The sequence below is a fragment of the Mycobacterium decipiens genome, from assembly GCF_963853665.1.
Lineage (GTDB): Bacteria > Actinomycetota > Actinomycetes > Mycobacteriales > Mycobacteriaceae > Mycobacterium > Mycobacterium decipiens.
Map to the genome: position 1 here is coordinate 1,416,142 of NZ_OY970459.1, position 24,282 is coordinate 1,440,423.

Below are 24,282 nucleotides of genomic sequence, written 5' to 3' on the forward strand. Positions count from 1 at the left end.
GTCCGTACCCAGGAGCCGCCGATGAAGCAGAGCGACACCGAGATCGAGATCCTCGCCGAGAAGATCGCGCTTTCGGCCCGGGAGTTATCCGCGCAGATCGACCGGGATCGCGGGCTGCCCGACGAGCTGGTGACCCGGCTGCGCGAGGCGGGGCTGCTGCGGGCCACCATGCCTGCAGAGGTTGAGGCGCTGGAGCTGGCGCCCGGACCGGCATTGCGGTGTGCCGAAACGGTGGCGCGTGGCGACGCCTCGGCGGGCTGGTGCGTGTCGATCGCGATCACCAGTGCCCTGCTGGTCGCCTACCTGCCGGCGTCCAGCCGCGCGGAAATGTTCGGCGACGGGCGGGGTGTCGCGGCGGGGGTGTGGGCTCCGCGTGGCACGGCAAGATCGGTCGATGGCGGTGTTGTGGTGTCCGGGCGCTGGCCATTCTGCAGCGGGATCAACGACGCCGACATGATGTTCGCCGGCTGCTTCGTGGACGAGCGGTCGGGGCCTTCTGTGGTTGCACTACCCAAAGGGGACCTGCGGGTCCTCGACACCTGGCACACGCTGGGTCTGCGCGGCACCGGCAGCCATGACTGCGTTGCCGATAATGTCTTCGTGCCCGCCGATCGCGTGTTCTCGGTGTTCGACGGGCCGAGGGTGGACCGGCCGCTGTATCGCTTTCCGGTGTTCGGATTCTTCGCGTTGTCGATCGGTGCCGCCGCGCTGGGGAACGCTCGTGCGGCCATCGACGACCTCATCGAGCTGGCCGGTGGCAAGAAAGGGCTTGGATCGACGCGCACCTTGGCGCAACGCTCAGCGACCCAAGCGGCGGTGGCCACGGCCGAGTCGGCTTTGAGCGGCGCTCGCGCGCTGTGCTACGAGGCGATCGAGGCGGCCTGGCAGGCCAGCCACGAGGCTGAGGTGGTGCCGGTGGCGATGCGCAACCGGCTACGTCTGGCGGCCACCCACGCGGTACGGACCTCGGCCGACGTGGCGCGCACCATGTATGACCTGGGGGGCGGCAGCGCCATCTACGACGGCTCACCGCTGCAGCGTCGGTTCCGCGACGCATTCACGGCGACCGCCCACTTCCAGGTCAACGAGGCATCACGAGAGCTGCCCGGCCGCGTCCTGCTCGACCAACCGGCCGACGTGTCGATGCTGTGACCGGGATGGAAGTCGCCCTACCGTTCTGGCTGGACCGGCCCGACGGCGAGGCGATGGATGTCGCGCTGGCGGCGGCCGACACCGGCTTCGAGGCGGTGTGGATTGGCGAGATGGCCAGCTACGATGCGTTCGCGCTCGCGACCGCAATCGGGCTCCGAGCGCCCGAGATGGCCTTGAAGATCGGCCCGCTGCCCGTCGGCGTTCGTGGCCCGGTGGGGCTGGCGCTGGGGGTAAGTTCGGTCGCCTCTCTCACCGGCAGCCGGGTCGACGTCGGGTTGGGGGCCTCCAGTCCGACCATCGTGACGGGCTGGCATGACCGACGATGGGCGCACCACGTGCCGGTCATGCGCGAAACCATCGAATGCTTGCGGTCGATACTCACCGGTGCGCGCGTCGAGTACAGTGGCAAGCACGTCGAAAGCCGCGGATTCCGGTTGCGCGGTGCGGCACCCGACACTCGAATTGCGTTGGGGGCGTTCGGTCCTGGCATGATTCGGTTGGCGGCGCGGCACGCCGATGAAATCGTGCTCAATCTGGCATCGCCGTCTCGGGTCGGGCAGGTTCGGGCGGCCGTTGACACCGCAGCCGCGGCGGCCGGTCGCGCCGCGCCCCGGCTCACGGTGTGGGTGCCGGTCGCCGTCAACCCCGGCGCTGCCGCGCACACCCAACTGGCATCGCAGTTGGCCGTGTATCTCGCCCCGCCCGGCTACGGAGAAATGTTCGGCGCGATGGGTTTTGCCGACTTGGTCCGCACGGCCCGTGCCGGAGCGAGTCGTCGTGACCTGGCGGCCGCCGTCCCCATCGAACTGCTCGACAGGGTGTCCGCGTTGGGCAGCGCCGATCGAGTCGCGGCACGGCTGGCTGCCTACGCCGAAGCCGGCGCCGACTGTGTTGCGGTCGTGCCCGTCACGGCCGAGGACCCGGGCGGCCGCGCGACCCTGCACGCGCTGACCGGAAAGGGTGCATCATGACGCTGGTCAACACCGTGTGCCGGCTGGCCGCCCGGCCGACCGGCCTACCCCAGCCCTCGGATTGGCGGGTCGCCGACGAGCCCGCCGCGAGCCCGGCCGACGGCGAGTTCCTGGTGCGGGTGGAGTATCTATCGGTCGATCCGGCGATGCGGACGTGGATGAACGCGGGTCGGTCGTACGTGCCGCCGGTCGAGGTCGGCGAGGTAATGCGGGCGGGCGGCATCGGGCGCGTCATCGACTCGCGTCACCCGGATTTCGTAGCGGGCGATCAGGTGCACGGCCTGTTCGGGGTGCAGCGGTACGCCCTTTCCGACGGTGGCGGTGTGACGCCGGTCGACACCACCCTGGCGCCCGCTCCGGTACATCTCGGTGCACTCGGCATCAGCGGGCTGACGGCCTACTTCGGGCTACTCGATGTTGGCCGGCCGCGGCCCGGCCAGACCGTCGTCGTCTCCGGAGCCGCCGGTTCGGTGGGCAGCATCGCCGGGCAAATTGCGCGGATCAACGGGTGCCGGGCGATCGGCATCGCCGGCGGCGAGGACAAGTGCCGCTGGTTGGTCGAGGAGCTGGGATTCGACGCCGCCATCGACTACAAGGTCGGCGATCTACGCAAGCGGCTAAAGGCGCACGCACCCAACGGCATTGATGTTTTCTTCGACAACGTCGGGGGCGAGGCGCTGGAGGCTGGGCTGTCGCGGCTGGCTCATGGCGCGCGCGTCGTACTCTGTGGGGCCATCTCGCAGTACAACGCGACCGGCGAGCTGCGCGGGCCGGCCAACTACATGCAGCTGCTGGTGGCACGGGCCTCGATGACGGGCTTTGTGATCTTCGACTACGCCGACCGCTACGGCGAAGCCGTTGTGCAGCTGGCGACTTGGTTGGGCAGTGGCGAGTTGCACTCGCGTGAACAGGTCGTCCACGGCGACGTCGGCGACTTTCCTGAGGCGCTATTGGCGTTGTTTCGTGGTCGAAACACCGGCAAACTGGTTCTCGCGCTCGACGGCGCTTCCTAGCCGACCAGGCTTAGGTATTCCTGTGGGGAGGGAACCATGGCAACGTCATCAGCCCCGGGCAACCGGCGTGACATTCTGCCCATTCCAGATGTCGGTCATGTCGGTCTGACTACTTACGACGCAAAAGACCCAGATACCAGCTATCCGCCGATCAGGGATGTGCGGCCGCCCGAGGAAGCGCCGAACGTGGTGGTGGTCTTGATCGATGATGTTGGGTTTGGCGCCAGCAGTGCGTTCGGGGGGCCATGCCAGACTCCGAATTTCGAGAAGCTCGCCTCCGGTGGCCTGAAGTACACCCGATTGCATACCACGGCGTTGTGCTCGCCAACCCGGCAGGCACTGCTCACCGGCCGCAACCATCATTCGGTGGGTATGGGAAACATCACCGAGACCGCCACTGCCGCACCGGGATACACCTCGGTACTGCCGAACACGAAAGCACCACTCGCGTTGACGCTAAAGCTCAACGGCTATTCGACCGCGCAGTTCGGCAAGTGCCATGAGGTCCCCGTCTGGCAGACCAGCCCGGCGGGGCCGTTCACCGCGTGGCCGACGGGCGGCGGTGGCTTCGAGTACTTCTACGGCTTCATCGGCGGGGAGAACAATCAATTCGACCCCGCCCTTTATGAGGGCACTACCCCGATCGAGCCCCCGAAGACGCCGGCCGACGGCTATCACCTGACCGAGGACCTGGCGGACAAGGCCATCAACTGGGTGCGCCAGCAGAAGGCACTCTTGCCGGACAAACCGTTCTTCATGTACTTTGCGCCGGGCGCCACGCACGCACCCCATCAGGTGCCGAAGGAGTGGATCGAGAAATACCGGGGCAAGTTTGCCCACGGCTGGGACCGCCAACGCGAGATCACCTTCGAGCGGCAGAAGGAACTCGGCGTCATCCCGCCCGACGCGGTGCTCACCCCGCGTCACGCAGAAATCCCCGCCTGGGACGACATGGATCCCCAACTCAAACCGGTGCTGGAACGCGAAATGGAGGTGTACGCCGCCTTCCTCGAGCACACCGACTATCACGTCGGTAGGTTGCTCGATGCTCTCGAACCGATACTGGACGACACACTCATCTACGTCATCGTCGGCGACAACGGCGCATCGGCGGAGGGCACGCTGCAGGGCGCGTTCAACGAGATGGCCAACTTCAACGGGATGGCCGACATGGAGACCCCCGGATTCCTGATGTCCAAACTCGACGATTTCGGTGGCGAAGGGTCATACGGGCATTACGCGGTGGGTTGGGCGTGGGCGATGGATACTCCCTATCAGTGGACCAAACAGGTGGCCTCGCACTGGGGTGGCACCCGCAACGGCACCATCGTGCACTGGCCCAAGGGGATCGAGGAGAAGGGCGGCATACGCAACCAGTTCACCCACGTCATCGATTTGGCGCCTACCGTGTTGGAGGCGGCCGGGATCCCGCAGCCGACGATCGTCAATGGAGTACTACAGAGTCCGTACGAGGGCACGAGCATGTTCTACAGCTTCAACGACGCCGCGGCGCCCGAGCGGCACGAGACCCAGTATTTCGAAATGTTCTGCAACCGCGGCATCTATCACAAGGGCTGGAGCGCGGTGACCAAGCATCGCACACCCTGGGAGATGAGCGGGCAGGCCATGCCTGCCTTTGATGACGACGTCTGGGAACTCTACGACGGCAACTCGGACTGGACGCAGTCCAACGACCTCGCCAAAGAGAACCCGGACAAATTGCATGAATTGCAGCGCCTTTGGCTGATCGAGGCGGTCAAGTACAACGTGCTCCCGCTCGACGACCGGCAAATCGAACGCATCAACCCCACTTTGGCGGGCCGGCCCAGCCTGATCAAGGGCAACTCGCAACTGCTATTTGCTGGGATGGGCCGCCTGTCGGAAAACAGCGTGCTCGACATCAAGAACAAGTCGTTCGCCATCACGTCAGAGGTGGAGGTGCCGTCGGAGAGTGCCCAAGGCGTAATCATCGCCCAGGGCGGGCGTTTTGGCGGCTGGAGCTTGTACATCAGAGACGGCAGAGTCAAGTTCCATTACAACGTGCTGGGCATCAAGGCATACGACATCGAAGCGACCGGGAAGATTCCGGCCGGTGTGACGCAGCTACGTATGGAGTTCGCCTATGATGGCGGCGGCATGGGCAAGGGTGGTGACGTCACCCTCTTCTACGACGGCAAGCACGTCGGCGCGGGGCGCGTCGAGCAGACCCAAGGCTTCATATTCTCCGCCGACGAAACCACCGATATCGGCTACGAGTCGGGCACCACCGTCAGCCCCGACTACACCGCCCATACCAGCAGATTCAGCGGCAAAATCAACTGGGTCCGAATCGATCTCGGCGAGGACGCCAAAGACGCCGATCACTACATCGAACCCGATGAACGCTTCCGGATCGCGATGGCGCGCCAGTAGTCACCGCATCACGTCGGGACGCTCACCGAATACTGTTCGCGCAGTATCCTTTTGAGGATCTTGCCAGTCGGGTTGCGGGGAATGGTCTCGGCGAAGATCACCTTCTTCGGCAACTTGTAGCGCGCGAGTCTGGCTCCGCAGAACTCGACGATCTGTTGCTCGCTGACCTCGCTCTGATCGGCAACGACAATGGCGCAAGCGATCTCGCCCCACTTCTCGTCGGTCAAGCCAATGACCGCCACCTCGCTGACCCCGGGAATGCCGATGATTACGCTTTCGATCTCGGCCGGGTAGACGTTCTCGCCACCGGAAATAATCATGTCCTTCAGACGGTCCTTAATGTAGAGGTAGCCCTCTTCATCGATTTCGCCGATATCGCCGGTACGGAACCAGCCGTTATCGAAAGCGTCGCGGGTGGCATCCGGGCGATTCCAGTATTCCTTGAGCAGGATGTCGGACTTGATCACGACTTCGCCTTCGCCCCGCTCGCAGATCACGCCGTCGTCACTGCGCACGGCCACGTCGGTGAACATGGTGGCGCGGCCGGCCGAGCCGGCCTTGCGCAGCGCGTCTTCGCCGAGCAGCAGGGTGCCGCCGCCACAGGATTCGGTGAGCGCGTAGCCCTGAACAACCTCGATGCTCTTGGCGGCATACATCTTGATCAGGGCCTCCGGCATGGGCGCACCACCGGTGATGAAGTAGCGGAAGTCGGGCGCATTGAGTTCGGCGAACTCGGGCACCTGGCGCATGAAGTTGAGGATCGCCGGCACGGCGCCACCAATGCAAACTCGTTCATCGACGATCAGTGACCACACCTTCGTCGCATCAAATTGTGGCATCGAGATCAGGCTGACGCCGCGCATGGCGCTGAAGATGACCGTCGTCAACGCCGCCACGTGGAACATCGGCAGGGGTAGCAGCAGGCGGTCCCGGTAGCGCACATCGACCGTCGAGGACCATGAACTCGCCGCTGCGTGCACCGAGTCGTGGGTATGCACCACTCCCTTCGGATTTCCGGTAGTGCCCGACGTGTACATGATGAACAAGTTGTCATCGCCGCCGCAGTCGCAGGTCGGTTCGTTGGCAGCCGCCGACCTCAGACGTTCACCCAACGAGTCAATGCCGTCGCCTACCGGTACCCAGTCGGTGACCGTGCGGGGAGGGTCGGTCTCCGCCCTGATGGCGTCAACCACTGTCGCCGAGGCAGCACCGTAGATCACTACCTTGCTGCCGCTGTCGGACAGAATGAAACTCACCTCAGGCGCCGCGAGGCGTGTGTTGAGGGGGACCGCCACCGCCCCAATCTTGGCTGCGCCATAGAACAGGCAACAGAACTCGACACTATTAGGCATCAGCAATCCCACGCGGTCGCCTTTGGCGATCCCGAGTGAAGTCAGTACGTTGGCGCACCGGTTCGCCAGTGCGTTCATCTCTGCATAGTTCATGCGGACGTTGGTTGATGGCTCGACGTAGGCTTCGAGCCGCGGCGAGACGCTTGCGCGTTGTCTGAGCATGGAGCCAATGTTCTTCATCGGGTTCTCGACTTCGCTGTCGTGCGGTTGATCAGACTCGTTGCCCCAGTTTCGATTTGGAGCGCCGCAAAGGCCCGTTCCATGAGTTCGGCAAGCCGGAAGGGCTCGTGGACGGCTTCCGGCGCTGCGCCGATGGCGATGCACAGCGCGGTGTTGATGCTTGCGAAGGTGACGTTGAGTCCGGCGCCCGGCGGCACGATGGGCAGACCACTGAATGCAACCATCGGCGCACCGGCGAGGTAGAGCTGCTCGGTGGGCCCCTTCATGTTTGATATCACCAGGTTGGCGCTCGGCAGCTTCCCGAGCAGGGGCAGGGTATCCGACATGGTCAGGCTGCTCAGCAGCAGGAGCGCATAGGCCTGGCGCGACGTCGTTTGCATGCCGCGCCCCTTGTCCTTGGCGCTCGTGGTCGCTGCGTTTATCTCCTTCAGGCGCTCAATGGGACTCGCCTCGGGTGTACCCATCGGGATCAGTTCGGCGCTCACCTGGTTGCCTCCGCCCCCGCCCGACTTTTCACGCAGCGACATCGGCTTGAAAGCCACGAGCGGTCGGTCCGTGGGTGCCTGATGTTCGTCGAGGTAATGATGCAGCGCGTCATCGATGACTGTCATCACTACGTCATTGACGGAGGTGTCGGTCGCCTTGGCGAGGGCCTTTACGTCGGCGAGTGGCAACTCCACATTCGCATACGCGCGCGCCGCTGATTTCGCCGTGTTATTGAAGAGAGTGTTTCGCGCCGTGAAGGGCAGAGAAGCCTTGCGTGCCTTCAGGGTCAGCGCTTGCGCACCAAGGTCTGCCGCGTCCGCACCGACGCCGAAAACGCCTCCCGGCAGCCTACCCAGTCCCTTGACCATTCCTTGTAATTGCGCTCTGCGCGACAACGTGGTGTCTGTCCGGCGTGGCCGGTCAGTGCTCTCGAACGACATCCAGGGACCGGCCAGTGTCTTGTCGTCCGGCGAATCGCTGAGAAAGTTGCGCATCGCGCGCAGCCCTCCTTCGCCGTCGATGAGCGCGTGGTGCACTTTGAGCAAGACGGCGATCCGGCCGTGCTCGATACCGTCGATGATGTAGCACTCCCAGAGCGGGTGCCCCCGATCGAGCAGGCTGGTGTTTAGGAACGAGACTGTTTCGTGAAACTGCTGCATGGAACCCGGTGCGGGAAGGGCGATGTGCCGAATGTGATATTGCATGTCGGGCTCAACCGTTTCCCACGCCGCGACATCTCTGCCCAGCCATTTCAGCTTTTGATTGAAGGGCTTGGCCGCCTGGCTGTGCCGATACGCGTCGAACAGGCGTGGCCCGAACGAAGACTTCTGTCCTCTTGGCTTTTGGAAGATCGTGAAAGCAGCCATGTGATTTGGCCGGTTGGCTCTCTCCAGCAGCAGGAATGACAGATCAATCGGACTGATGCGAGTCATGTGGCCATCTCCTTGGATGTGGCGTGCGCACGGGCCGCCGCGAGCAGCTCCTCGAGCGAGGTCGCAAAGCCACGGACCAGCTCCCAGGTGTTCCGAACCGCGACGGCATCGGCAAGGACGCACAGATTGAACTGGTCGCAATAGCTCCAGACGGTCATGTTGAGCGTGGCGCCATGGGAGATCTGCCCGGTGGAGAACCACTGATCGACGCGCCACCGGCCGAGATACCGCGGCTCACGCGGCCCCGGCACGTTGGACACAACCACGTTCTTGAAGGTGTCGAAGCGGCCCTTAGTCCGCGCATTGCCACGCGCCAGGCCCGAGATGAGGCGTTCCGGCAGGAGCTCGACCACCGCGCCGAGGTCGGCGTCCTTGGTCTGGGCGAAGTGCTGCTTGGTCGCCTCGGCGGCGACGTGTGTCGCGCGCAACCGCTCGATCGGGTCGGCGATCTGAGCGTACAGCCAGACGTAGTCGACCGACGAGTAGTTGCCCGGGTGGACGCGCTCGGCCGCCGGGGTGACGGCGAGCGGCATCGTGGCCACCATCGCTTCGGTGGGAAGCGAGCCGAAACGGTCGAGATAGTGGCGAACGCCACCGGCGACACACGCCAGGAAGACGTCGTTGATCGTGACGCCCAGCGTCTTGCTCACCTCGCGAACCTCGGCGAGCTGGAACGACTCGCAGCTAAACCGCCGGCTGCGCGACAGCCCGCGCTGGAACGGGCCTGGCGGTGCGGAACGGTCGAATGCGGGTGGGACGCGGCGCGCGCCATCTTTGGCGAACTCGCGTTCGATGCGCACCCGATCCCGCACCGCCCGCACGGTCGGCGCGATCTTGCCCAGCCTGCCGGGCAGGTCTCGCAGCGCCCAACCCAGTCGCTGCCTTGTCGATGGCAGTGGTGGCGGTTCCCACGCGGGCGCAACCACCCCGGCATCGTCAGGCGTGTCGTTGTAGAACGCGGCGAGCATGTCCAGGATGCCGACGCCGTCGGAGTAGGCGTGGTGCAGCAGCGTCACCAGGGCGACGCGGCCGCCTTCGAGGCCCTCGACCACCCAGGTCTGCCACAGCGGGCGGTCGCGATCCAGCGGATGGGCGTAGATCTGCTCGACGAGCTCGCAGAATTCCGCCATCCCGCCGGGAGCGGGACACACGACCCGGCGCACGTGCGCGTCGAGATCGAAATCGGGGTCCTCGACCCAGATCGGGTGATGCAGGCCCAGCGGCGTCGGTAGGTACCGCAGCCGGAACACCGGAAGCAGGTGGGCGCGGTCCGCAAACATCTGCCGCGCCTTCGGCCACGACCAGCCGTCGGGATCCGTCGACGGGTCGAGCACGCTGATCTTGAGTGTGTGGTTGTAGGCGCTGCCTTTGTCGAGGTACAGCATCAGTGCGTCAACGCCGTTGAGCCTGCGCATCATGTTCGGGCCTCCTGTCGCGCCTGCCGGGCGGTGGGTCCCCAAGGCCAGCCTAGATACCGGCAGGGGTCTCGTTCAATTGCTTTCAACGCCTTTTCCTGGCTTGTCAGTGCACGATCACGCCGCGAATGTTCTTGCCGTCGCGCAGATCTTGATAGCCCTGGTTCACTTGCTCGATGGTGTAGGTGGTGGTCACGAGCTCGTCGAGCTTCAGCTGGCCGGCGTCGTAGAGCCGCAGCAGCCGCACGATGTCGTACTGCGGATTGCAGGATCCGAACAGTGATCCTTTGATCGTCTTCTCGTGCAGCGTCAGGTCGGTTCCGGAGACATGCACCGTGAGTTCGGCGGGGTCCGCCAGCCCGGTGATGACGACGGTGCCGCCCTTGCCGACGACCGCGGTCGCCGCCGAGACCACCTCTTCGTCGACGGTGCCCACCAGGATCAGCGCCGCGTCGGCGCCCTTCCCCCAGGTGAGTTCGTCGACCTTCGTTGCGGCGCTGGCGGCATTGGCAAAGGCATGGGTCGCGCCGAACTTGAGCGCGGTCTCGCGCTTGAACGGCACGGGGTCCACCACTACGACGTACTTGCAGCCGGCGGAGGTTGCGCCCTGGACCGCGTTGATGCCCAAACCTCCGACGCCGTAGATGACGGCGGTGTCGCCCGCCCGGAGGTTTCCGGCATTGACCGCGGTGCCCCACCCGGACGGCACACCGCAGCCAACCAGCACCGCCGTCTCCAGCGGTAGCCATTCGTCCACCTTCACGACCGAGTGCTGGGAGATGGTGGCCCGCTCGGCGAAGGTACCGAGCATGCACATCGCGCCGAAATCTGTTCCCTTGGAATGGAATCGGAAACTTCCGTCCGGCATGCAGCCCTCTAGGATGGTGGCACCCATGTCGCACAGATTTTGCCGTCCGGTCGAGCAGTAGCGGCAGGTCCCGCAGTTCGGGATGAAGCTGCACACCACGTGGTCGCCGGGCTTGACCTTGGTGACCCCGGGGCCCACCTCCTCGATGACCCCGGAACCCTCATGGCCACCCACGATCGGGAACCGTGGTGGCAGGTCGCCGTCGGTGAGGTGCAGGTCCGAATGGCACAGTCCGGCGGCGGTGTATTTGATCAGCACCTCGCCCGGACCTGGCCCGTCGAGGTCGAGCTCCATCAGCTCGAACGGCTTGCCCGCTTCAAGCAGCACTGCGGCGGTGGTTTTCATTGGGGTGTCCTCTCCAATTGCTTGGCCCAGGGGAAGAATTTCGCCACGCCGGCGGCAACCAGCCGCTGATACGGCGAACCCATGATTCGGGCGAGCACATCGACGGCTTTTGCCTCCAAGCCCACCACTACCCGGGCGCGGCCCTTGGCGACTCCGTTGACGATGGTCTTTGCCGCCATTTCCGGCGAATGGATGAGGAGCCACTTGTCGTAGAACGCCGCAAGGCTCTGCTGATCCTCGCCATCGGCGACGGTGGCGTTGCGTGCGACGGCGGTCTTGATACCGCCGGGATGCACGCACGTCACCTTGACCGGGTGCTTGGCGACCAGCATCTCCTCGCGCAGCGCCTCGGTGAAGCCGCGCACCGCAAACTTGGCGGCGTTGTAAGCGCTCTGCCCGGGTACCGCGATCAGCCCGAACAGACTGGAGATGTTGACAATGTGCCCGTCCCCGGACGCAATCACATGCGGCAGAAAGGCTTTGGTCCCGTTGACGACGCCCCAGAAGTCGACATCGATGATACGCTCGATGTCCTTGAACTCGCACCTGTCGACGTTGCCGTTGTATGCGATGCCGGCGTTGTTGTAGATCTGGTTGACCGTGCCGAAATGCGCGACGACCGCGTCGGCGTAGGCCAGCACGGCCTCCCGCTCGGAGACGTCGAGCCGGTCCGACTTCACCTGCGCGCCGAGTGCCTGGGCTAAGCGCACAGTTTCGGTTAGTCCGTCCGTGTCGATGTCGGAGAGCGCGAGCTTTGCGCCCTGCTGCGCGAGATTGAGGGCCAATGCCCGGCCAATGCCGGAGCCGGCCCCGGTGATAACGACGACTTTGCCTTCGAATGAACTCATCTGACTACTTCCTGTGGTTGGTGGAGGTGACTGCGCAGCCTTGCTCCGAGGTCGGTGATCGCCTCGCGCGCTTCGGGGAGCAGACTGACCTGGAGATGAAAGTCGTGCCACATGCTGTCGAACCGTCGATGTTCGAGGCCTGTTCGGGAAGCGGCACAAGCGGTTTCGATCTTCGCCGCATCGACGGATATCGGATCGTCGCCCGCGGTCTGCAGCACGATCGGCGGCAGGCCGCGCGTGTCGCCGTACACCGGAGAGATGCCCGGCGACCGGGGATCGAAGGACCCGATGTAGCGCGGCGCCCATTCGGCACACATGGACGGAAGAATCAGGGGATCGCGCAGTACCGGTCGTGTGCGCTCGATGTCTATGGCGAGATCTGCCCACGGGCAAATCAAGCCGAGTGCGGCCGGGGATTCGACGCCTCGATCGCGCAACTCCATGGCCAGCGCCAGGGTTAGACCCCCGCCGGCCGAATCACCAGCGATCACGATCATTTTCGGGTCGATCCCATCCTCGAACAGGTGGGTATAGATCGCAACCACTTCCTCGAGGGCCTTCGGATACGTCGCCTGCGGTGCGCGGGTGTAGTCGGGGACCAGTGCCGTCATGCCGGCCGCCGCGGCGAGTTGGGCGACCAGACCGCGATAGCCCCTGGCGCTGCCCAGGGCGTAGGCGCCTCCGTGCAGGTAGACCAGTGTCCCGTTGGTTGCAGCCCGACGCGGTTGCACGCGCTCGACCGGGACACCGGCGATGGTGATGCGCTCGAAGCGGGTGCCCTTGGGGGCGCGCGCGGCGGCCGTGAGCGTTGCGAGCATGAAGCGACGGCCGACCACGCCCAGCCGGCGCGATGCGAACAATGGTCGGGCCCCGCGCAACGCGGACCGGATGATGCTCTTGCGCAGATTCATGATGCTCAGGCCGCCGCGGTGTCTCGGACGGTCGCGGCAAACCGCAGCACACCGTCTTCGATGGGGTCATCGAGCAGAACCTTTGCGTCCTTCTCGTAGTGCATGAGCACCTGCCACGGGTGTTTGGAACCCTGGCGCGGGATGAGGTCCTGGCCGCGCTTCACGTAGCCGGAGTTCAGCTGGTCGAACATGCCGACTTCCAACGCGCAGTTCTGGGCATCGCGCGGGGTTGCCACCGCGTAGCCGTTGTCCTCCATGTGCTGGAACAGCCGGCACAGGTAGGCGCCGGCGATGTCGGCCTTCAGGGTCCACGACGCGTTGGTGTAGCCGATGATCCATGCCAGGTTGGGGAGGTTCTCCAGCAGCACACCCTTGTAGGTCATCCGGTCGTGCAGCTGGTACCGTGCGCCGTCGACGAAAAGTTGTATCCCACCCAGCATCTGGATGTTCAGACCGGTCGCGGTGACGACAATGTCGGCCTCGAGTTCGCTACCGGACTTGCACAGGATGCCCCTCTCGGTAAACGTGTCGATCTGATCGGTGACCACCGACGCCGCACCCGATGCCAGCACCTTGAACAGGTCGCCATTGGGCACGGCGCACAACCGCTCGTCCCACGGCAGGTAGTTCGGGGTGAAGTTGCTCATGTCGACGCAGCGCCCGAGGCGGCGTCGTACTTCCCAGAGCAGAAGTCGTCGCATGAGATTGGGCCAGCGGCGGCAGGCCTGGTAGAGCTTGCGCTGGATGGCGATGTTGCGCCTGCGGCCGAACGCGTACACCCAGCTGTCCGGCAGGAAACGTGCCAGCGCTTCGGAGATCTTATCGATTGCCGGCAGCGAGAAGATGTAGGACGGGGACCGCTGCAACATCGTGACGTGCGCGGCGCAATCGGGGCGGGGGCCGGCCATCGCCGGGACCAGGGTGACCGCCGTCGCGCCACTGCCGATTACCACGACCTTCTTGCCGGCGTAGTCCAGGTCTTCGGGCCAGTGTTGCGGATGAATGCAGCGGCCCTGGAAGCGGTCCACGCCGGGGAAGGTCGGTAGGTAACCGGCGTCGTAGTTGTAGTAACCGGTGCAGCTGATGAGGTAATTGCAGGTGTAGATCTGCGTTTCGCCGGTAGCCTCGTGCACGGCGGTGACGGTCCAACGGCACTGCCGGCTCGACCACTCGGCGGTGCCAACTTTCAAGCCATAGTGGATCTTCTCGTCGATGCCGAACTCCGCTGCGGTATCGGCGATGTAGCGCCGGATGGACGGGCCGTCCGCGAGTACCTTCGCGTCCTGCCACGGGCGGAACTGGTAGCCGAAGGTGAACATGTCAGAGTCCGAACGGACTCCGGGGTACCGGAACAGATCCCAGGTACCGCCCAGCCTTTCACGTCGTTCCAGCACCGCGATGACTTTGCGGGGGAACTTGCGCATCACGTGACAGGCGGTACCGATACCGGACAGGCCGGCGCCGATGATCAAGACGTCGAAATGTTTTGCAGCCATGGGAATCCTTGCGTTTCCAGCCTGCTCTTCCTGGCAGGACGCGGTAGAAACAGAATCGCTCAGGCTGCGCGGATAAGTCTTGACATCTTGCGACACACTTTTATCATTTCCCGACAGGGAGGTGATTGACATGGGCAGTCTCATCCGCGCCACCAACCTGTGGGGATACACCGATCTGATGCGCGAACTCGGCGCTGACCCGCGGCCGTTCCTGAAGCGCTTCGAGATCCGGCCGGGCATCGAACACCAGGACGAAGCGTTCATGTCCTTGGAGGCGTTTGTTCGGATGCTGGAAGCCAGCGCCGACGAACTCGATTGTCCGGACTTCGGACTTCGCCTTTCGCGCTGGCAGGGCCTTGCCATCCTTGGCCCCATCGCCGTGATCGCGCGCAATGCGCAGACGTTGCTCGGCGGGTTGGAGGCGATCGGGCGCTACCTGTATGTCCATTCGCCGGCCCTGACGTTGAGTGTTTCGCCAACCACGACAGGATCCAACATCAAGTTCAGTTACGAGGTGACCGATCCGGCGCTTCCGTATCCACTTCAGGGATACGAGCTGAGCATGGCCAACGCAGTCCGGATGATCCGCTTTCTCGGCGGACCACAGGCACGAGCCCGCGTCATCTCGTTCATGCACCACCAAGTGGGTTCTGACGACGCATACAACGATGCGCTGGGTTGTACCGTGCGCTTCGCGCAGACGTGGTGTGGGTTCGAGGTACCCCGTCGTCTGGCCGACAGGCCCATCGACAATGCGGATCCGGAAACCAGACGCATCGCCACGAAATATCTTGAGTCCCATTACCCGCCGAGCTCCGCAGTGCTGTCGGAAAAGGTGTCCGAGCTGGCCCGCCGCCTGCTGCCTACCGGCCAGTGCAGCGCTGAGGCTATCGCGGACCAACTCGCCGTGCACCCACGGACGCTGCAACGACGCCTAGCTGTCGAGGGTGTGCGATGCCAGGACCTCATCGAGCGGGAACGCCGCGATCAAGCGGCTAGGTACCTCGCCGAACCGGGGCTGTACTTGAGCCAGATCGCGGTCCTACTCGGCTATTCCGAACAGAGCGCGCTCAACCGTTCATGTCGACGCTGGTTCGGTAAGACGCCTCGGCAGTACCGAGCCGACCTACCGGTGTCCTCGTCCTGCGCCCGCAGGTAACCTGCGATTAGAGTCGATTGACTGGTGAAAGCCTCTCGGCCGAGAGATGGTGAGCGTCGATGACCGACGTCGACCCGCTTGCGACACGGCGGGACCTGGTTCGCGATATTCCCGCGGAACTACATCAGGTTGGGTTCGACAACGTCGAGCAGATCGGACGCGGCGGATTCGGGGTCGTTTATCGCTGCGCCCAGCCCATGCTCGATCGCGTCGTTGCCGTCAAGGTGTCGATCACTGACCTCGATCCGGACAATCTCGACCGCTTCCTACGCGAACAGCGCGCCATGGGCCGCCTTTCCGGACATCCGCACATCATGAACGTTTTGCAGGTAGGCGTGTTGGCTAGTGGCCGGCCCTACATCGTGATGCCGTACCACGCGAAGGATTCGCTCGAGGTACTGATCCGCCGGCACGGACCCCTGGACTGGAGCGAGACACTCACCATCGGCGTGAAACTCGCGGGGGCGCTGGAAGCCGCGCACCGCAGCGGAACACTGCATCGTGACGTGAAACCCGCGAACGTCCTGCTGACCGACTACGGGGAACCGCAGTTGACCGACTTCGGAATCGCCCGAATCGTCGGGGGCTTCGAGACGGCGACCGGGGTGATTACCGGTTCGCCGGCTTACACCGCACCCGAGGTGCTCGAGGGCAGGTCGCCGACGCCCGCATCGGACGTGTATTCGCTGGGTGCGACGTTGTTCTGTCTGCTGACCGGTCATGCGGTGTTCGAGCGCCGCTCCGGCGAGCAGGTAGTCGCTCAGTTTTTGCGAGTGACCTCGCAGCCCACCCCAGAGGTGGAGATGAAGGGCGTGCCGAGCGACCTAGCCGAGATCATCGAACAGGCGATGGCTAGGGATCCGTCGGATCGTCCGGCGACCGCTGCAGCATTTGGCGAAGAGCTTCGTGCAGTTCAGCGTCGCAACGGTGTCGCCGTCGACGAGATGCCCTGCCCCGTCGAGCTCGGTGTGGAACGCCGAAAGTCGTCCGCGGCACGCTCTGTTCATCGGGACACGATCGGCACCCCGACGTTCCAGACGCCCCCGACACCCGCGACGAAGTACCGGCCCTCGATCCCCACCAGGTCACTGGTCGCCCGCACCCGGCTCACCGACATCCTTCGCGGCGGTGGACGGCGACGGCTAATCCTCATCCACGCACCCTCGGGGTGCGGCAAGAGCACGCTGGCGGCGCAATGGCGTGCGGAACTGTCCAGTGACGGCGTCACGGTCGCCTGGCTGACGGTCGACGACGATGACAACAACGAGGTGTGGTTTCTGGCGCATCTACTCGAGTCGATTCGGCGGGTCCGCCCCGCCCTCGCCGAGTCGTTGGGGCAGCTGCTCGAAGAGCACGGCGCTGACGCGTGCCGCTACGTATTGACGTCGCTCATCGACGAAATCCACCAACAGGACGACCAAATCACGGTAGTAGTCGACGACTGGCATCGGGTGTCCGACAGCCAAACTAGCGCCGCCCTGGGGTTCCTGTTGGACAACGCATGTCACCACCTACAGGTCATCGTCACTAGCTGGTCTCGCGCAGGATTGCCGCTGGGCAGATTGCGAGTTCGTGACGAGTTGGTCGAGATCGATTCCGATGCTTTGCGTTTCGATACCGACGAGGCGGCCTCATTGCTCAACGAGGTGGGCGGCCTAGAGCTGTCGCGCGGCGATGTGGAGGCGTTGACCACATCGACCGATGGGTGGGCCGCGGCCCTGCAGCTGGCCGCGTTGTCGCTGCGCGGCGGCGGCGATGCGAGCAGCCTCGTGGGCCGACTTTCCGGCGCCAGCGAAGTGATCCGCGAATTCCTCGGCGAGAACGTATTGGACACCCTCGACCCCGATCTGCGTGAGTTCCTACTGGTCACGTCCATCACCGAGCGGACCTGCGGCGGGCTGGCCGCCGTGCTGGCGGGGGTGACCAATGGGCAGTCATGGCTGGAAGAGGTCGAGCAGCGCGGCCTGTTCCTGCAGCGGATCGACGACGACCCAAAGTGGTTCCGCTTCCACCAGATGTTCGCCGAGTTTCTGCGCCGTCGCCTCGAACGTGATCGGCCCGACGGGATCGAAGAACTGCACCGCACCGCTTCGGCCTGGTTCGCCAAGAACGGTTTTCTCAACGAGGCCGTCGATCATGCGTTGGCCGCGGGCGATCCAGCCCGTGCCGTTGATCTTGTCGAGCAGGATGAGTCGAACTTGCTGGAGCAATCCAAGATGACGACGTTGCTCGGAATCGTGAAAAAGCTGCCGCAACAACTGGTGGTTCCGCGGCCTCTGCTCCAGCTCGTGATCGCGTGGGCGAACATCCTGTTGCAGCGTTCGGCGCACACCGACGGCGCGCTTGATCGTTTCGAAGCGGCCTTGGGCCGGGCAGACCTCGCTGACCGGGTGCGTGCGGATCTGCGCGCTGAGGCAGACGTGCTGCGAGCAGTCGCCGAAGCCCTAGCCGATCGGGTTGAGCGTGTCGACGAGTTGGTCGCAGAGGCGATGTCGAGACCGGACACTTTCCATCCGCGGGTGGCTGGGTCCGCAGGTAACGTCGCGGCGTTTGCCGCGATCTGCCGCTTCGACTTCGATGCCGCCGACCGGTTGCTTGACTGGGCCGCGCCCTATCAGGAGATGATGGGGCCGTTCTCCACCGTTTATGGGCGCTGCTATCGGGGCCTGGCCGCGAAGTATCGCCTCGATATTCCCGCGGCACTGGAGAACCTCTGGGAAGCGTACGAGATTGGCACCGGAGTCGGAACCCATTCGCACGCGGCCCGGCTCGCGGGTTCGCTTCTCGGCGAATTGCTCTACGAGACGGGCGGGGTGGCCGAGGCCGCGCGTCTTGTGGAGGAAAGCTATCTGCTCGGGTCCGACGGTGGAGCGGTGGACTACTTGGCCGCCAGGTATGTGATCGGTGCGCGGATCAAGGCGGGTCAGGGGGATCTCGGTGCGGCGGCTGATCGCCTTGCCGCCGGGGCAACGGCCGCAGTTCACCTGCGGCTGCCCCGCCTTGCCGCCCGGATCAACAACGAGCGCATCCGGCTGGGAATCGACCTACCTCCGGGGCTTGCCGCCAGTTTGCGGTCGCCCCGCACTATCCCTCGCGACAATGGAATCGCCACGATGACGGCCGAACTCGACGAGGACTCCGCCGTTCGCCTACTGTCCGCAAGCGTTTCTGCGGACGACCACGAGCAAGCCTGCCGACGGGCCACCGATCTGGTCGCTGCGATCGATTGCCAGCGCCGACCGCTGGCTGCGCTGCAGGCGCAAGTGCTCCGGATCGAAACCCTCACGGCGGCCCGCCGGGAAGACGACGCCCGAATCGCTCTGGGGCCGGTAGCCGCGCAGTGTGCCGAAGCCGGGGTGTCACGTCTGCTGGTCGATGCGGGCCTCGCGTAACGCCGCTCGCGGCGCGCTCCGTCAGGCGACCGCTGGCGTGTTGGTAATCCGTTCACGCCGCCGCTGGCGGGCGTCGGCGATCGCGCCGACCGCGCTCACGGCGGCTGGGATGAGAACCGGGAGCATGACGATAAACAGGATCATGGCGATCGGGAGCATGGTGTACTCAGCTTTCTCCGCAGGGCGGATCGGTAAATTTCTATAAGCGGGTCGCGAAAGATCCGCTCGGGGCCAGGAATTCGGATGAAGTGTCGTGCACAAATAGGATCGCCGATGGTGCGGCCGCGGGTATTGACATTTCCCGACGCATTTTTGTCATTTTCCGACACACCAGAATGCCGCCGTGGTGGTACCCGGGTAGTCTCCGACGCGATGCGGGAGAAGACGCGATGAGTGCGGGTCTGTTGGGGCTCTTGGACGACGTCGCGGCGCTGGCGAGGCTGGCCGCCGCTTCGGTTGACGACATCGGCGCCGCCGCCGGCCGCGCGACAGCAAAGGCCGCCGGCGTGGTCATCGACGACACCGCCGTGACGCCGCAATATATCCGCGGGATCGCCGCCGAGCGCGAGTTGCCCATCATCAAGCGCATCGGGATCGGCTCCCTGCGCAACAAGTTGTTGTTCATCCTGCCCGGCGGATTGCTGATCAGTCAGTTCGTGGGGTGGCTGATGTTTCCGATCCTGATGCTGGGTGCCGCCTACCTGTGTTACGAAGGCGCTGAGAAGGTCTGGGCCGCCATCCGCGGTCATGACGGCGATGCTGCGCGACCCGGCGGCGAAGACCACATGGTGACCTCGGCGATCCGGACCGACTTCATCCTGTCCGCCGAGATCATGGTGATCGCCCTCAACGAGGTGGCCGAGTCGCCGTTCGTGCAACGGCTCGTCATCCTCGTCGTCGTGGCCGTGGTCATCACCGCCGCGGTATACGGCGTCGTCGCCGGCATCGTCAAGATGGACGACATCGGACTGCGCCTCGCCCAGACCACCTCCCGCTTCGGGCAGAAGGTCGGCCGGGGCCTGGTCGCCGGGATGCCCAAGCTGCTTTCAATGCTCTCGGTGGTGGGGACCGTCGCAATGCTTTGGGTGGGCGGCCACATCCTCCTGGTCGGCAGCCACCACCTCGGCTGGCACACGCCGTATGGCTTGGTGCTTCACCTCGAGGAGCACGTTCACCACGCTGTCGAGTCCGTCGGTGGCGTGTTGGCCTGGTTGATCAACACCGGGGTATCCGCGGTGATCGGAGTGGTGGTCGGAGCCTTGGTCGTCGCCCTCATGCACCTGGTGGCCTTCGGCCGCCGGACCGGTAGGCACGAATCCTGGGTCGCCACGCCGACGAAGGACATGGGATCGCGGTCGGGGTCATAGTGTCGGCGAACGTCATCGCGTCCTAGTCGTCGGCGCGCGCCGCGCCCCACGGCGCATCGACGGGCACCGTTTCCGCGAGTCGATCAAGGTTGCCTACGAAATCCTCGTTGGTGATCGGGCTCTCCGTCGTCGGCACGCGCGTCGGCCGGCCGTCGACGACGATGAAGGTGTCGCCGCGATTGAATTGCGGGCGCAGACCCAGCCCGAGTTCCTTGGCGAGATCGATCACCGCCGATTGCCCCGGTCCGACCCAGGCGGCACCCATCTCGACGGTATGCCCCGCCGCGACTTCGGCGTTCCAGACACGGCCGCCCACGCGGTCGCGCGCCTCGATCACGGCCATGCGTCGCAGTCCGCCTTGACGCAATGCACGGGCGGCGGCCAGGCCGGAAAAGCCGGCGCCGATCACCACCACATCGAGGATGTTGTCGGTGCAGAATTCCTGCGTCATGCTCGTACCGGCTCGCCGAGGAACGGGTTGTGGTCGGGTAGCGGCTTGATCAGGGGTTCGAGCAACTTCGAGGACTGCGCGACGGTGAGGACATCGACCGGATCGAGCCGGACGAACTCACGAACCGTTTCGTCGTACTCCCAGACGTCCTCGCCGACCAAACGGCCCCGGTCGTCGTAGGGCCAGATCATGTGCTCGGCGGTCTTCACCAGGTACATCGCGTCGGGGTCGACCGGCGCGCCCTCGGCGGCCAGGATGGCACCCGGCGTCTGCTGGTACATCACCGAGCTCGAGACGATCATGTTGTCGCTGACCGCCAGTTTCTCTTCGTCGACGTAGAAGATGCACTGTGCTGTTTCGGCCCACATGTGGTACACGGATTCAACTGCCTCGGCGCCTTCGAGCGTCAGGGTCTTGCCGAGCATGTTGAAGTGGTAGACGGGCTTCTCGACCGTCATCTCCGGAGCGAAGATCTCCTGGTAGCGGCCGGCCATCTCCAAGTAGCGGTGCCGGTTGTAGGCGTGCAGGAGATAGCGATGGCGCGGGTTCTCGGTCGTCTCGATCAAGCGCTCCACGGCGCGGTTGGTCTGAGTGATGTCGAAGCGGCTCATGCTGGTTTCCTTTCCTAGTTGGTGCATCAGGCTGGTCACGCGCGAGCGTGGCGGCTGGCCAGTTCACGCAGTTCGTCCATCCCGGCGCGTAACGCGTCCAGGATTGGCCACGGGTCGTCGACCATCTCGCGATCGACGACAATCCCGAACTCAAGCGAATCCTGATAGCTCATCACGGTGATGTTGATGCCGATCCCGTCAACGACTCCGGAGACCGGGAACTGTGCGCGTTGCTTCGCGCCGCCGAGATGCAGCGGGGCCGACGGCCCGGGGACATTCGAAATCATGACGTTGGCCGGTTGATTGATGCCGCGCACGCTGGCCAATCGGGAAGTGGCTCGTGCCGCCTGTGCGAAAAGGGCTGGCGGAATAAAGTGATTGACGTCCTGCAGCAGCGACGCCGGCAGCGCGCGGTGACGCTCCTTTGCCGCCCGCATCGACTCGTTGATCCGGCGCAGACGCTCCGCCGGGTCGGCCGAGTCGGTCGGCAGCTCGGCGATCATCACCGACACCCGATTGCCGAATGTGCCCATCTGTTCGGCAGTTCGGACCGACATCGGGATGAAACCCGCAAGGGGTTCGGTCGGCAGTTCGCCCCGCTCGTCAAGCCAAGCGCGCAAGCCGGCGGTGCAGATCGCAAGGACAACGTCATTCACGGTGCACCCGAACGTGTTCTTGATCGTCTTGACCTCCGCCAGTGACAGCGAACCGAAAGCAACGCGCCGGTGCGGGGACACCCGCGCCTGGAATCGAGTGCGCGGGGCCACGACGTTGCGGCCCCGCACGGCGGCGCCGTTCGACCCGGTCGGCAGCGCTCGCTTGAGCAGCCGGCTGCTGCGGGCGATCGCCTTGACTCCGGGCAGATGTCCAATCGTCGGTACGTCGTCGAGATGCGGCAATGTCGTGGGGCCGGCACGCAGCACCCGCAGCGGCTGGCGCAGCAGGCCGGCCAGACCGCGGCCAAGCATTTCCACCTCGGACGGGAAGGTCTCCGCGGCGACCGTGGGCGTCGAATCCCGTTGCCCTGTGGTGGTGTCATCGAGCAGGATGCTCATCACCTCGGCGCCCGAGACTCCATCGACGGCGGCGTGATGCATTTTCGTCAGAACCGCGACCGCACCGTCGGCAAGACCGTGGATCACGTACACCTCCCAGAGCGGGCGTGCCCGGTCGAGCTGCCGGCCGATGATGCGCGCCACCTGCTCGGCGAGTTGCCGCTGGTCGCCCGGAGAAGGCAACGCGAGCTCCCGGACGTGGTACTCGACGTCGAACGTGCCGTCGTCAACCCAATACGGATAGTCGAGCGCGAACGGCACCTGCGCGAGCCGCCAACGGAAGGTGGGCAACAGATGCAATCGATCGCTGATCAGCTCGCGGACCAGCGCCGCATCCAGCGGCCGTCCCGAAGTGGTCATGGGATCATATGTCCCCAGCACGCTGACGTGCCCTTGGACGCGGGCGTTTTCCATCGCGAGGAACTGGGTGTCGAGGCTGGTGAGTTGTCGCATGCCACGATCGTCCGTCGCGCCCGCCGCCGTGCGCTTGTCTGCAACCGCCAATGCGCTACCCCACCGTTGTCGAATATCCGCACCACTGGGCTAACCACGGCGTTACCGTGCAGACATGGAGCCGGAGTGGAGCGCTGCGCGGGGCGATGACGAGCGGCGGGTTTGGTCGACCGTGCTGCGGCCGGCCGCGGCCGAATTGTCCGAACGCGCCAGTGATATCGCGGCCGCGGTGACCAGTTACACCAGTGAGCGGTTGCCAGACCTGCTGGCCAGCGCGGAGGCGCTCGAAGTAAACCGGGCCAGCACCGAAGCCAGCATTCGCGACTTCGCCGAGGTATTGCTGGCCGGAGCCGACCCATACGAGGCGGCACGCCTTGGCTCACCGACCCTCGCGTACGCGCAAGACGGTGCGCAACAAGGCATACCGCTGACCACCTTGATGCGCAGCTATCGGCTCGCCCACGCCGCAACAGCTCGGCACTTCAACGCGACCTTGGATGTCCACGCACGCAACGCGGACGAGCTAAGACTGGCGTCGGAGCTCGGTTCGGCTTGGATGTTCGCTTATGTGGACGCCGCGCTGTGTTTGGTCGAGGAGGTTTATGCCGCCGAGCGCGACCGATGGCTGCGCAGCGCCGCCGCGAATCAGGCCGAGACGATCCGTACCATCCTTGCCGGACAACCCATCGACGCCGATGTTGCGAGCCGGCGGCTTCGCTACGAGGTTGGCCGGGTACACGTCGCCGCCATAGCCTGGCTCGAATCTCACGAAGAAGGGCGTAACACCCAGGCGATTCTGGAAGCCGCCATCCGCGACGTCGCCGCGATGATCGGCAACCGGAAACCTCTGGTGCATTCCCTTGGTATCCTGTCGGTGGCGGCCTGGATCAGCTCCCACGGCGATGTGCCGTCAAAAGTCCTCGACGAGTTGCGGTTTGCGACCGCGACCGCGCCCGGCGTCCGGGTCGCCATTGGCGAACCCGCGCGCGGCATCGCGGGATTTCGCGCCAGCCACGTCGAGGCGCTCGAGGCGCAACGAGTCGCAGTGCTAGCCGCGCGCCCCGTAGGGGGCGTCACCCGCTACCACAACGCCTCGCTGGGCGCCATCGCCACAGTTGACATCGAACAAGCGCGGACCTTCGTGCGACGGGAATTGGGCCGCTTGGGATCCGACGATGAAACCACCCGCCGCCTCGCCGCGACGTTACGGACCTATCTTGATGAGAACTGTAGCCGTGGGCGAACCGCCAAGCGACTACACGTCCATGAGAACACCGTCGCCTACCGCATCCGTCAAGCAGAGCAGACCTTGGGGAGATCGTTGGAGAAGCGCACTCTCGAGTTACGCGTCGCACTTTCCCTTGTCGATCTCGTCGCCGAGCCAGCCGATGTGGGGGTGTCTCCCTAGGCCCG

At 64.8% G+C, this 24,282-nt stretch carries 19 protein-coding genes; 8 read left to right on the top strand and 11 right to left on the bottom strand.

All coding sequences use genetic code 11. The features are described 5' to 3' along the window. The first annotated feature begins 21 nt into the window (after positions 1 to 21). Genes AADZ55_RS06550 through AADZ55_RS06565 form a run of 4 tightly spaced genes read left to right on the top strand, consistent with a single transcriptional unit; the run spans position 22 to position 5,548 of the window. Positions 22 to 1,152, top strand: coding sequence for an acyl-CoA dehydrogenase family protein (locus AADZ55_RS06550; protein ID WP_085323375.1), 1,131 nt, complete (start codon positions 22 to 24; stop codon positions 1,150 to 1,152). After that, on the top strand, positions 1,149 to 2,123 hold the full coding sequence (locus AADZ55_RS06555) for an LLM class F420-dependent oxidoreductase (protein ID WP_085323376.1): 975 nt from the start codon (positions 1,149 to 1,151) through the stop codon (positions 2,121 to 2,123). The genes AADZ55_RS06550 and AADZ55_RS06555 overlap by 4 nt, the downstream gene beginning before the upstream one ends. Next, entirely contained in the window at positions 2,120 to 3,136 is a 1,017-nt protein-coding gene (locus AADZ55_RS06560) for an NADP-dependent oxidoreductase (RefSeq protein WP_085323377.1), read from the top strand. Before AADZ55_RS06555 ends, AADZ55_RS06560 begins: the two co-directional genes overlap by 4 nt. Positions 3,137 to 3,172: 36 nt before the next feature. Next, positions 3,173 to 5,548, top strand: coding sequence for an arylsulfatase (locus AADZ55_RS06565; protein WP_085323378.1), 2,376 nt, complete (start codon positions 3,173 to 3,175; stop codon positions 5,546 to 5,548). 8 nt (positions 5,549 to 5,556) lie between these two features. On the opposite strand, the gene AADZ55_RS06570 is transcribed toward AADZ55_RS06565, so the two are convergent. The 7 genes from AADZ55_RS06570 to AADZ55_RS06600 form a co-directional block, all read right to left on the bottom strand. After that, entirely contained in the window at positions 5,557 to 7,080 is a 1,524-nt protein-coding gene (locus AADZ55_RS06570) for an acyl-CoA synthetase (protein ID WP_085323379.1), read from the bottom strand. Continuing rightward, the gene (locus tag AADZ55_RS06575) at positions 7,077 to 8,498 is read right to left on the bottom strand and encodes a WS/DGAT/MGAT family O-acyltransferase (protein WP_085323380.1); all 1,422 of its coding nucleotides are present in this window, start codon (positions 8,496 to 8,498) and stop codon (positions 7,077 to 7,079) included. Before AADZ55_RS06575 ends, AADZ55_RS06570 begins: the two co-directional genes overlap by 4 nt. Next, positions 8,495 to 9,913 (bottom strand): WS/DGAT/MGAT family O-acyltransferase, encoded by a 1,419-nt coding sequence (locus AADZ55_RS06580; protein WP_085323475.1) that lies wholly within the window; start codon positions 9,911 to 9,913, stop codon positions 8,495 to 8,497. Before AADZ55_RS06580 ends, AADZ55_RS06575 begins: the two co-directional genes overlap by 4 nt. Positions 9,914 to 10,019: 106 nt before the next feature. Continuing rightward, positions 10,020 to 11,126 carry an NDMA-dependent alcohol dehydrogenase gene (locus tag AADZ55_RS06585; protein WP_085323381.1) on the bottom strand — a complete coding sequence of 369 codons (1,107 nt, stop codon included), beginning with the start codon at positions 11,124 to 11,126 and terminating at the stop codon, positions 10,020 to 10,022. After that, complete coding sequence (locus AADZ55_RS06590) at positions 11,123 to 11,974, bottom strand: SDR family NAD(P)-dependent oxidoreductase (protein ID WP_085323382.1); 852 nt, start codon at positions 11,972 to 11,974, stop codon at positions 11,123 to 11,125. Before AADZ55_RS06590 ends, AADZ55_RS06585 begins: the two co-directional genes overlap by 4 nt. Then, positions 11,971 to 12,885 carry an alpha/beta hydrolase gene (locus AADZ55_RS06595; protein WP_085323383.1) on the bottom strand — a complete coding sequence of 305 codons (915 nt, stop codon included), beginning with the start codon at positions 12,883 to 12,885 and terminating at the stop codon, positions 11,971 to 11,973. Before AADZ55_RS06595 ends, AADZ55_RS06590 begins: the two co-directional genes overlap by 4 nt. A gap of 5 nt (positions 12,886 to 12,890) precedes the next feature. Further along, positions 12,891 to 14,381, bottom strand: coding sequence for a flavin-containing monooxygenase (locus AADZ55_RS06600; RefSeq protein ID WP_085323384.1), 1,491 nt, complete (start codon positions 14,379 to 14,381; stop codon positions 12,891 to 12,893). Positions 14,382 to 14,505: 124 nt separating this feature from the next. Here AADZ55_RS06600 and AADZ55_RS06605 point away from each other — a divergent pair, with 124 nt between their 5' ends. Both AADZ55_RS06605 and AADZ55_RS06610 read left to right on the top strand, forming a co-directional pair. After that, entirely contained in the window at positions 14,506 to 15,540 is a 1,035-nt protein-coding gene (locus AADZ55_RS06605) for an AraC family transcriptional regulator (RefSeq protein WP_085323476.1), read from the top strand. A 59-nt stretch (positions 15,541 to 15,599) separates the two neighbouring features. Next, complete coding sequence (locus AADZ55_RS06610; RefSeq protein ID WP_085323385.1) at positions 15,600 to 18,932, top strand: serine/threonine-protein kinase; 3,333 nt, start codon at positions 15,600 to 15,602, stop codon at positions 18,930 to 18,932. Positions 18,933 to 18,953: 21 nt separating this feature from the next. Here AADZ55_RS06610 and AADZ55_RS06615 read toward each other — a convergent pair whose 3' ends face one another. After that, entirely contained in the window at positions 18,954 to 19,091 is a 138-nt protein-coding gene (locus AADZ55_RS06615) for a hypothetical protein (protein ID WP_165759324.1), read from the bottom strand. A 230-nt stretch (positions 19,092 to 19,321) separates the two neighbouring features. Between AADZ55_RS06615 and AADZ55_RS06620 the strand changes: the two genes are divergently transcribed. After that, positions 19,322 to 20,299 carry a DUF808 domain-containing protein gene (locus AADZ55_RS06620; RefSeq protein ID WP_085323386.1) on the top strand — a complete coding sequence of 326 codons (978 nt, stop codon included), beginning with the start codon at positions 19,322 to 19,324 and terminating at the stop codon, positions 20,297 to 20,299. A 22-nt stretch (positions 20,300 to 20,321) separates the two neighbouring features. Here the strand turns inward: AADZ55_RS06620 and AADZ55_RS06625 are convergent, their stop codons facing one another. From AADZ55_RS06625 to AADZ55_RS06635, 3 genes are read right to left on the bottom strand one after another with little or no spacing between them, the layout of a single operon-like run. Next, on the bottom strand, positions 20,322 to 20,750 hold the full coding sequence (locus AADZ55_RS06625) for a flavin monoamine oxidase family protein (protein WP_085323387.1): 429 nt from the start codon (positions 20,748 to 20,750) through the stop codon (positions 20,322 to 20,324). After that, positions 20,747 to 21,361, bottom strand: a complete 615-nt coding sequence (locus AADZ55_RS06630) for a hypothetical protein (RefSeq protein ID WP_085323477.1) — start codon at positions 21,359 to 21,361, stop codon at positions 20,747 to 20,749. The genes AADZ55_RS06625 and AADZ55_RS06630 overlap by 4 nt, the downstream gene beginning before the upstream one ends. Positions 21,362 to 21,396: 35 nt before the next feature. Continuing rightward, positions 21,397 to 22,869: a WS/DGAT/MGAT family O-acyltransferase gene (locus AADZ55_RS06635; protein ID WP_085323478.1), complete on the bottom strand. Its 1,473-nt coding sequence runs from the start codon at positions 22,867 to 22,869 to the stop codon at positions 21,397 to 21,399. A gap of 115 nt (positions 22,870 to 22,984) precedes the next feature. Between AADZ55_RS06635 and AADZ55_RS06640 the strand changes: the two genes are divergently transcribed. Then, positions 22,985 to 24,277 carry a PucR family transcriptional regulator gene (locus tag AADZ55_RS06640; RefSeq protein WP_085323388.1) on the top strand — a complete coding sequence of 431 codons (1,293 nt, stop codon included), beginning with the start codon at positions 22,985 to 22,987 and terminating at the stop codon, positions 24,275 to 24,277. The last annotated feature ends 5 nt before the right edge of the window (positions 24,278 to 24,282 follow it).

Bases quoted from the DNA above. Each gene is read 5' to 3' on its own strand.
- AADZ55_RS06550 (WP_085323375.1), top strand. From the start codon at position 22: ATGAAGCAGAGCGACACCGAGATCGAGATCCTCGCCGAGAAGATCGCG.
- AADZ55_RS06560 (WP_085323377.1), top strand. From the start codon at position 2,120: ATGACGCTGGTCAACACCGTGTGCCGGCTGGCCGCCCGGCCGACCGGC.
- AADZ55_RS06565 (WP_085323378.1), top strand. From the start codon at position 3,173: ATGGCAACGTCATCAGCCCCGGGCAACCGGCGTGACATTCTGCCCATT.
- AADZ55_RS06570 (WP_085323379.1), bottom strand. From the start codon at position 7,080: ATGAAGAACATTGGCTCCATGCTCAGACAACGCGCAAGCGTCTCGCCG.
- AADZ55_RS06575 (WP_085323380.1), bottom strand. From the start codon at position 8,498: ATGACTCGCATCAGTCCGATTGATCTGTCATTCCTGCTGCTGGAGAGA.
- AADZ55_RS06580 (WP_085323475.1), bottom strand. From the start codon at position 9,913: ATGCGCAGGCTCAACGGCGTTGACGCACTGATGCTGTACCTCGACAAA.
- AADZ55_RS06585 (WP_085323381.1), bottom strand. From the start codon at position 11,126: ATGAAAACCACCGCCGCAGTGCTGCTTGAAGCGGGCAAGCCGTTCGAG.
- AADZ55_RS06590 (WP_085323382.1), bottom strand. From the start codon at position 11,974: ATGAGTTCATTCGAAGGCAAAGTCGTCGTTATCACCGGGGCCGGCTCC.
- AADZ55_RS06595 (WP_085323383.1), bottom strand. From the start codon at position 12,885: ATGAATCTGCGCAAGAGCATCATCCGGTCCGCGTTGCGCGGGGCCCGA.
- AADZ55_RS06600 (WP_085323384.1), bottom strand. From the start codon at position 14,381: ATGGCTGCAAAACATTTCGACGTCTTGATCATCGGCGCCGGCCTGTCC.
- AADZ55_RS06610 (WP_085323385.1), top strand. From the start codon at position 15,600: ATGACCGACGTCGACCCGCTTGCGACACGGCGGGACCTGGTTCGCGAT.
- AADZ55_RS06615 (WP_165759324.1), bottom strand. From the start codon at position 19,091: ATGCTCCCGATCGCCATGATCCTGTTTATCGTCATGCTCCCGGTTCTC.
- AADZ55_RS06620 (WP_085323386.1), top strand. From the start codon at position 19,322: ATGAGTGCGGGTCTGTTGGGGCTCTTGGACGACGTCGCGGCGCTGGCG.
- AADZ55_RS06625 (WP_085323387.1), bottom strand. From the start codon at position 20,750: ATGACGCAGGAATTCTGCACCGACAACATCCTCGATGTGGTGGTGATC.
- AADZ55_RS06630 (WP_085323477.1), bottom strand. From the start codon at position 21,361: ATGAGCCGCTTCGACATCACTCAGACCAACCGCGCCGTGGAGCGCTTG.
- AADZ55_RS06635 (WP_085323478.1), bottom strand. From the start codon at position 22,869: ATGCGACAACTCACCAGCCTCGACACCCAGTTCCTCGCGATGGAAAAC.
- AADZ55_RS06640 (WP_085323388.1), top strand. From the start codon at position 22,985: ATGGAGCCGGAGTGGAGCGCTGCGCGGGGCGATGACGAGCGGCGGGTT.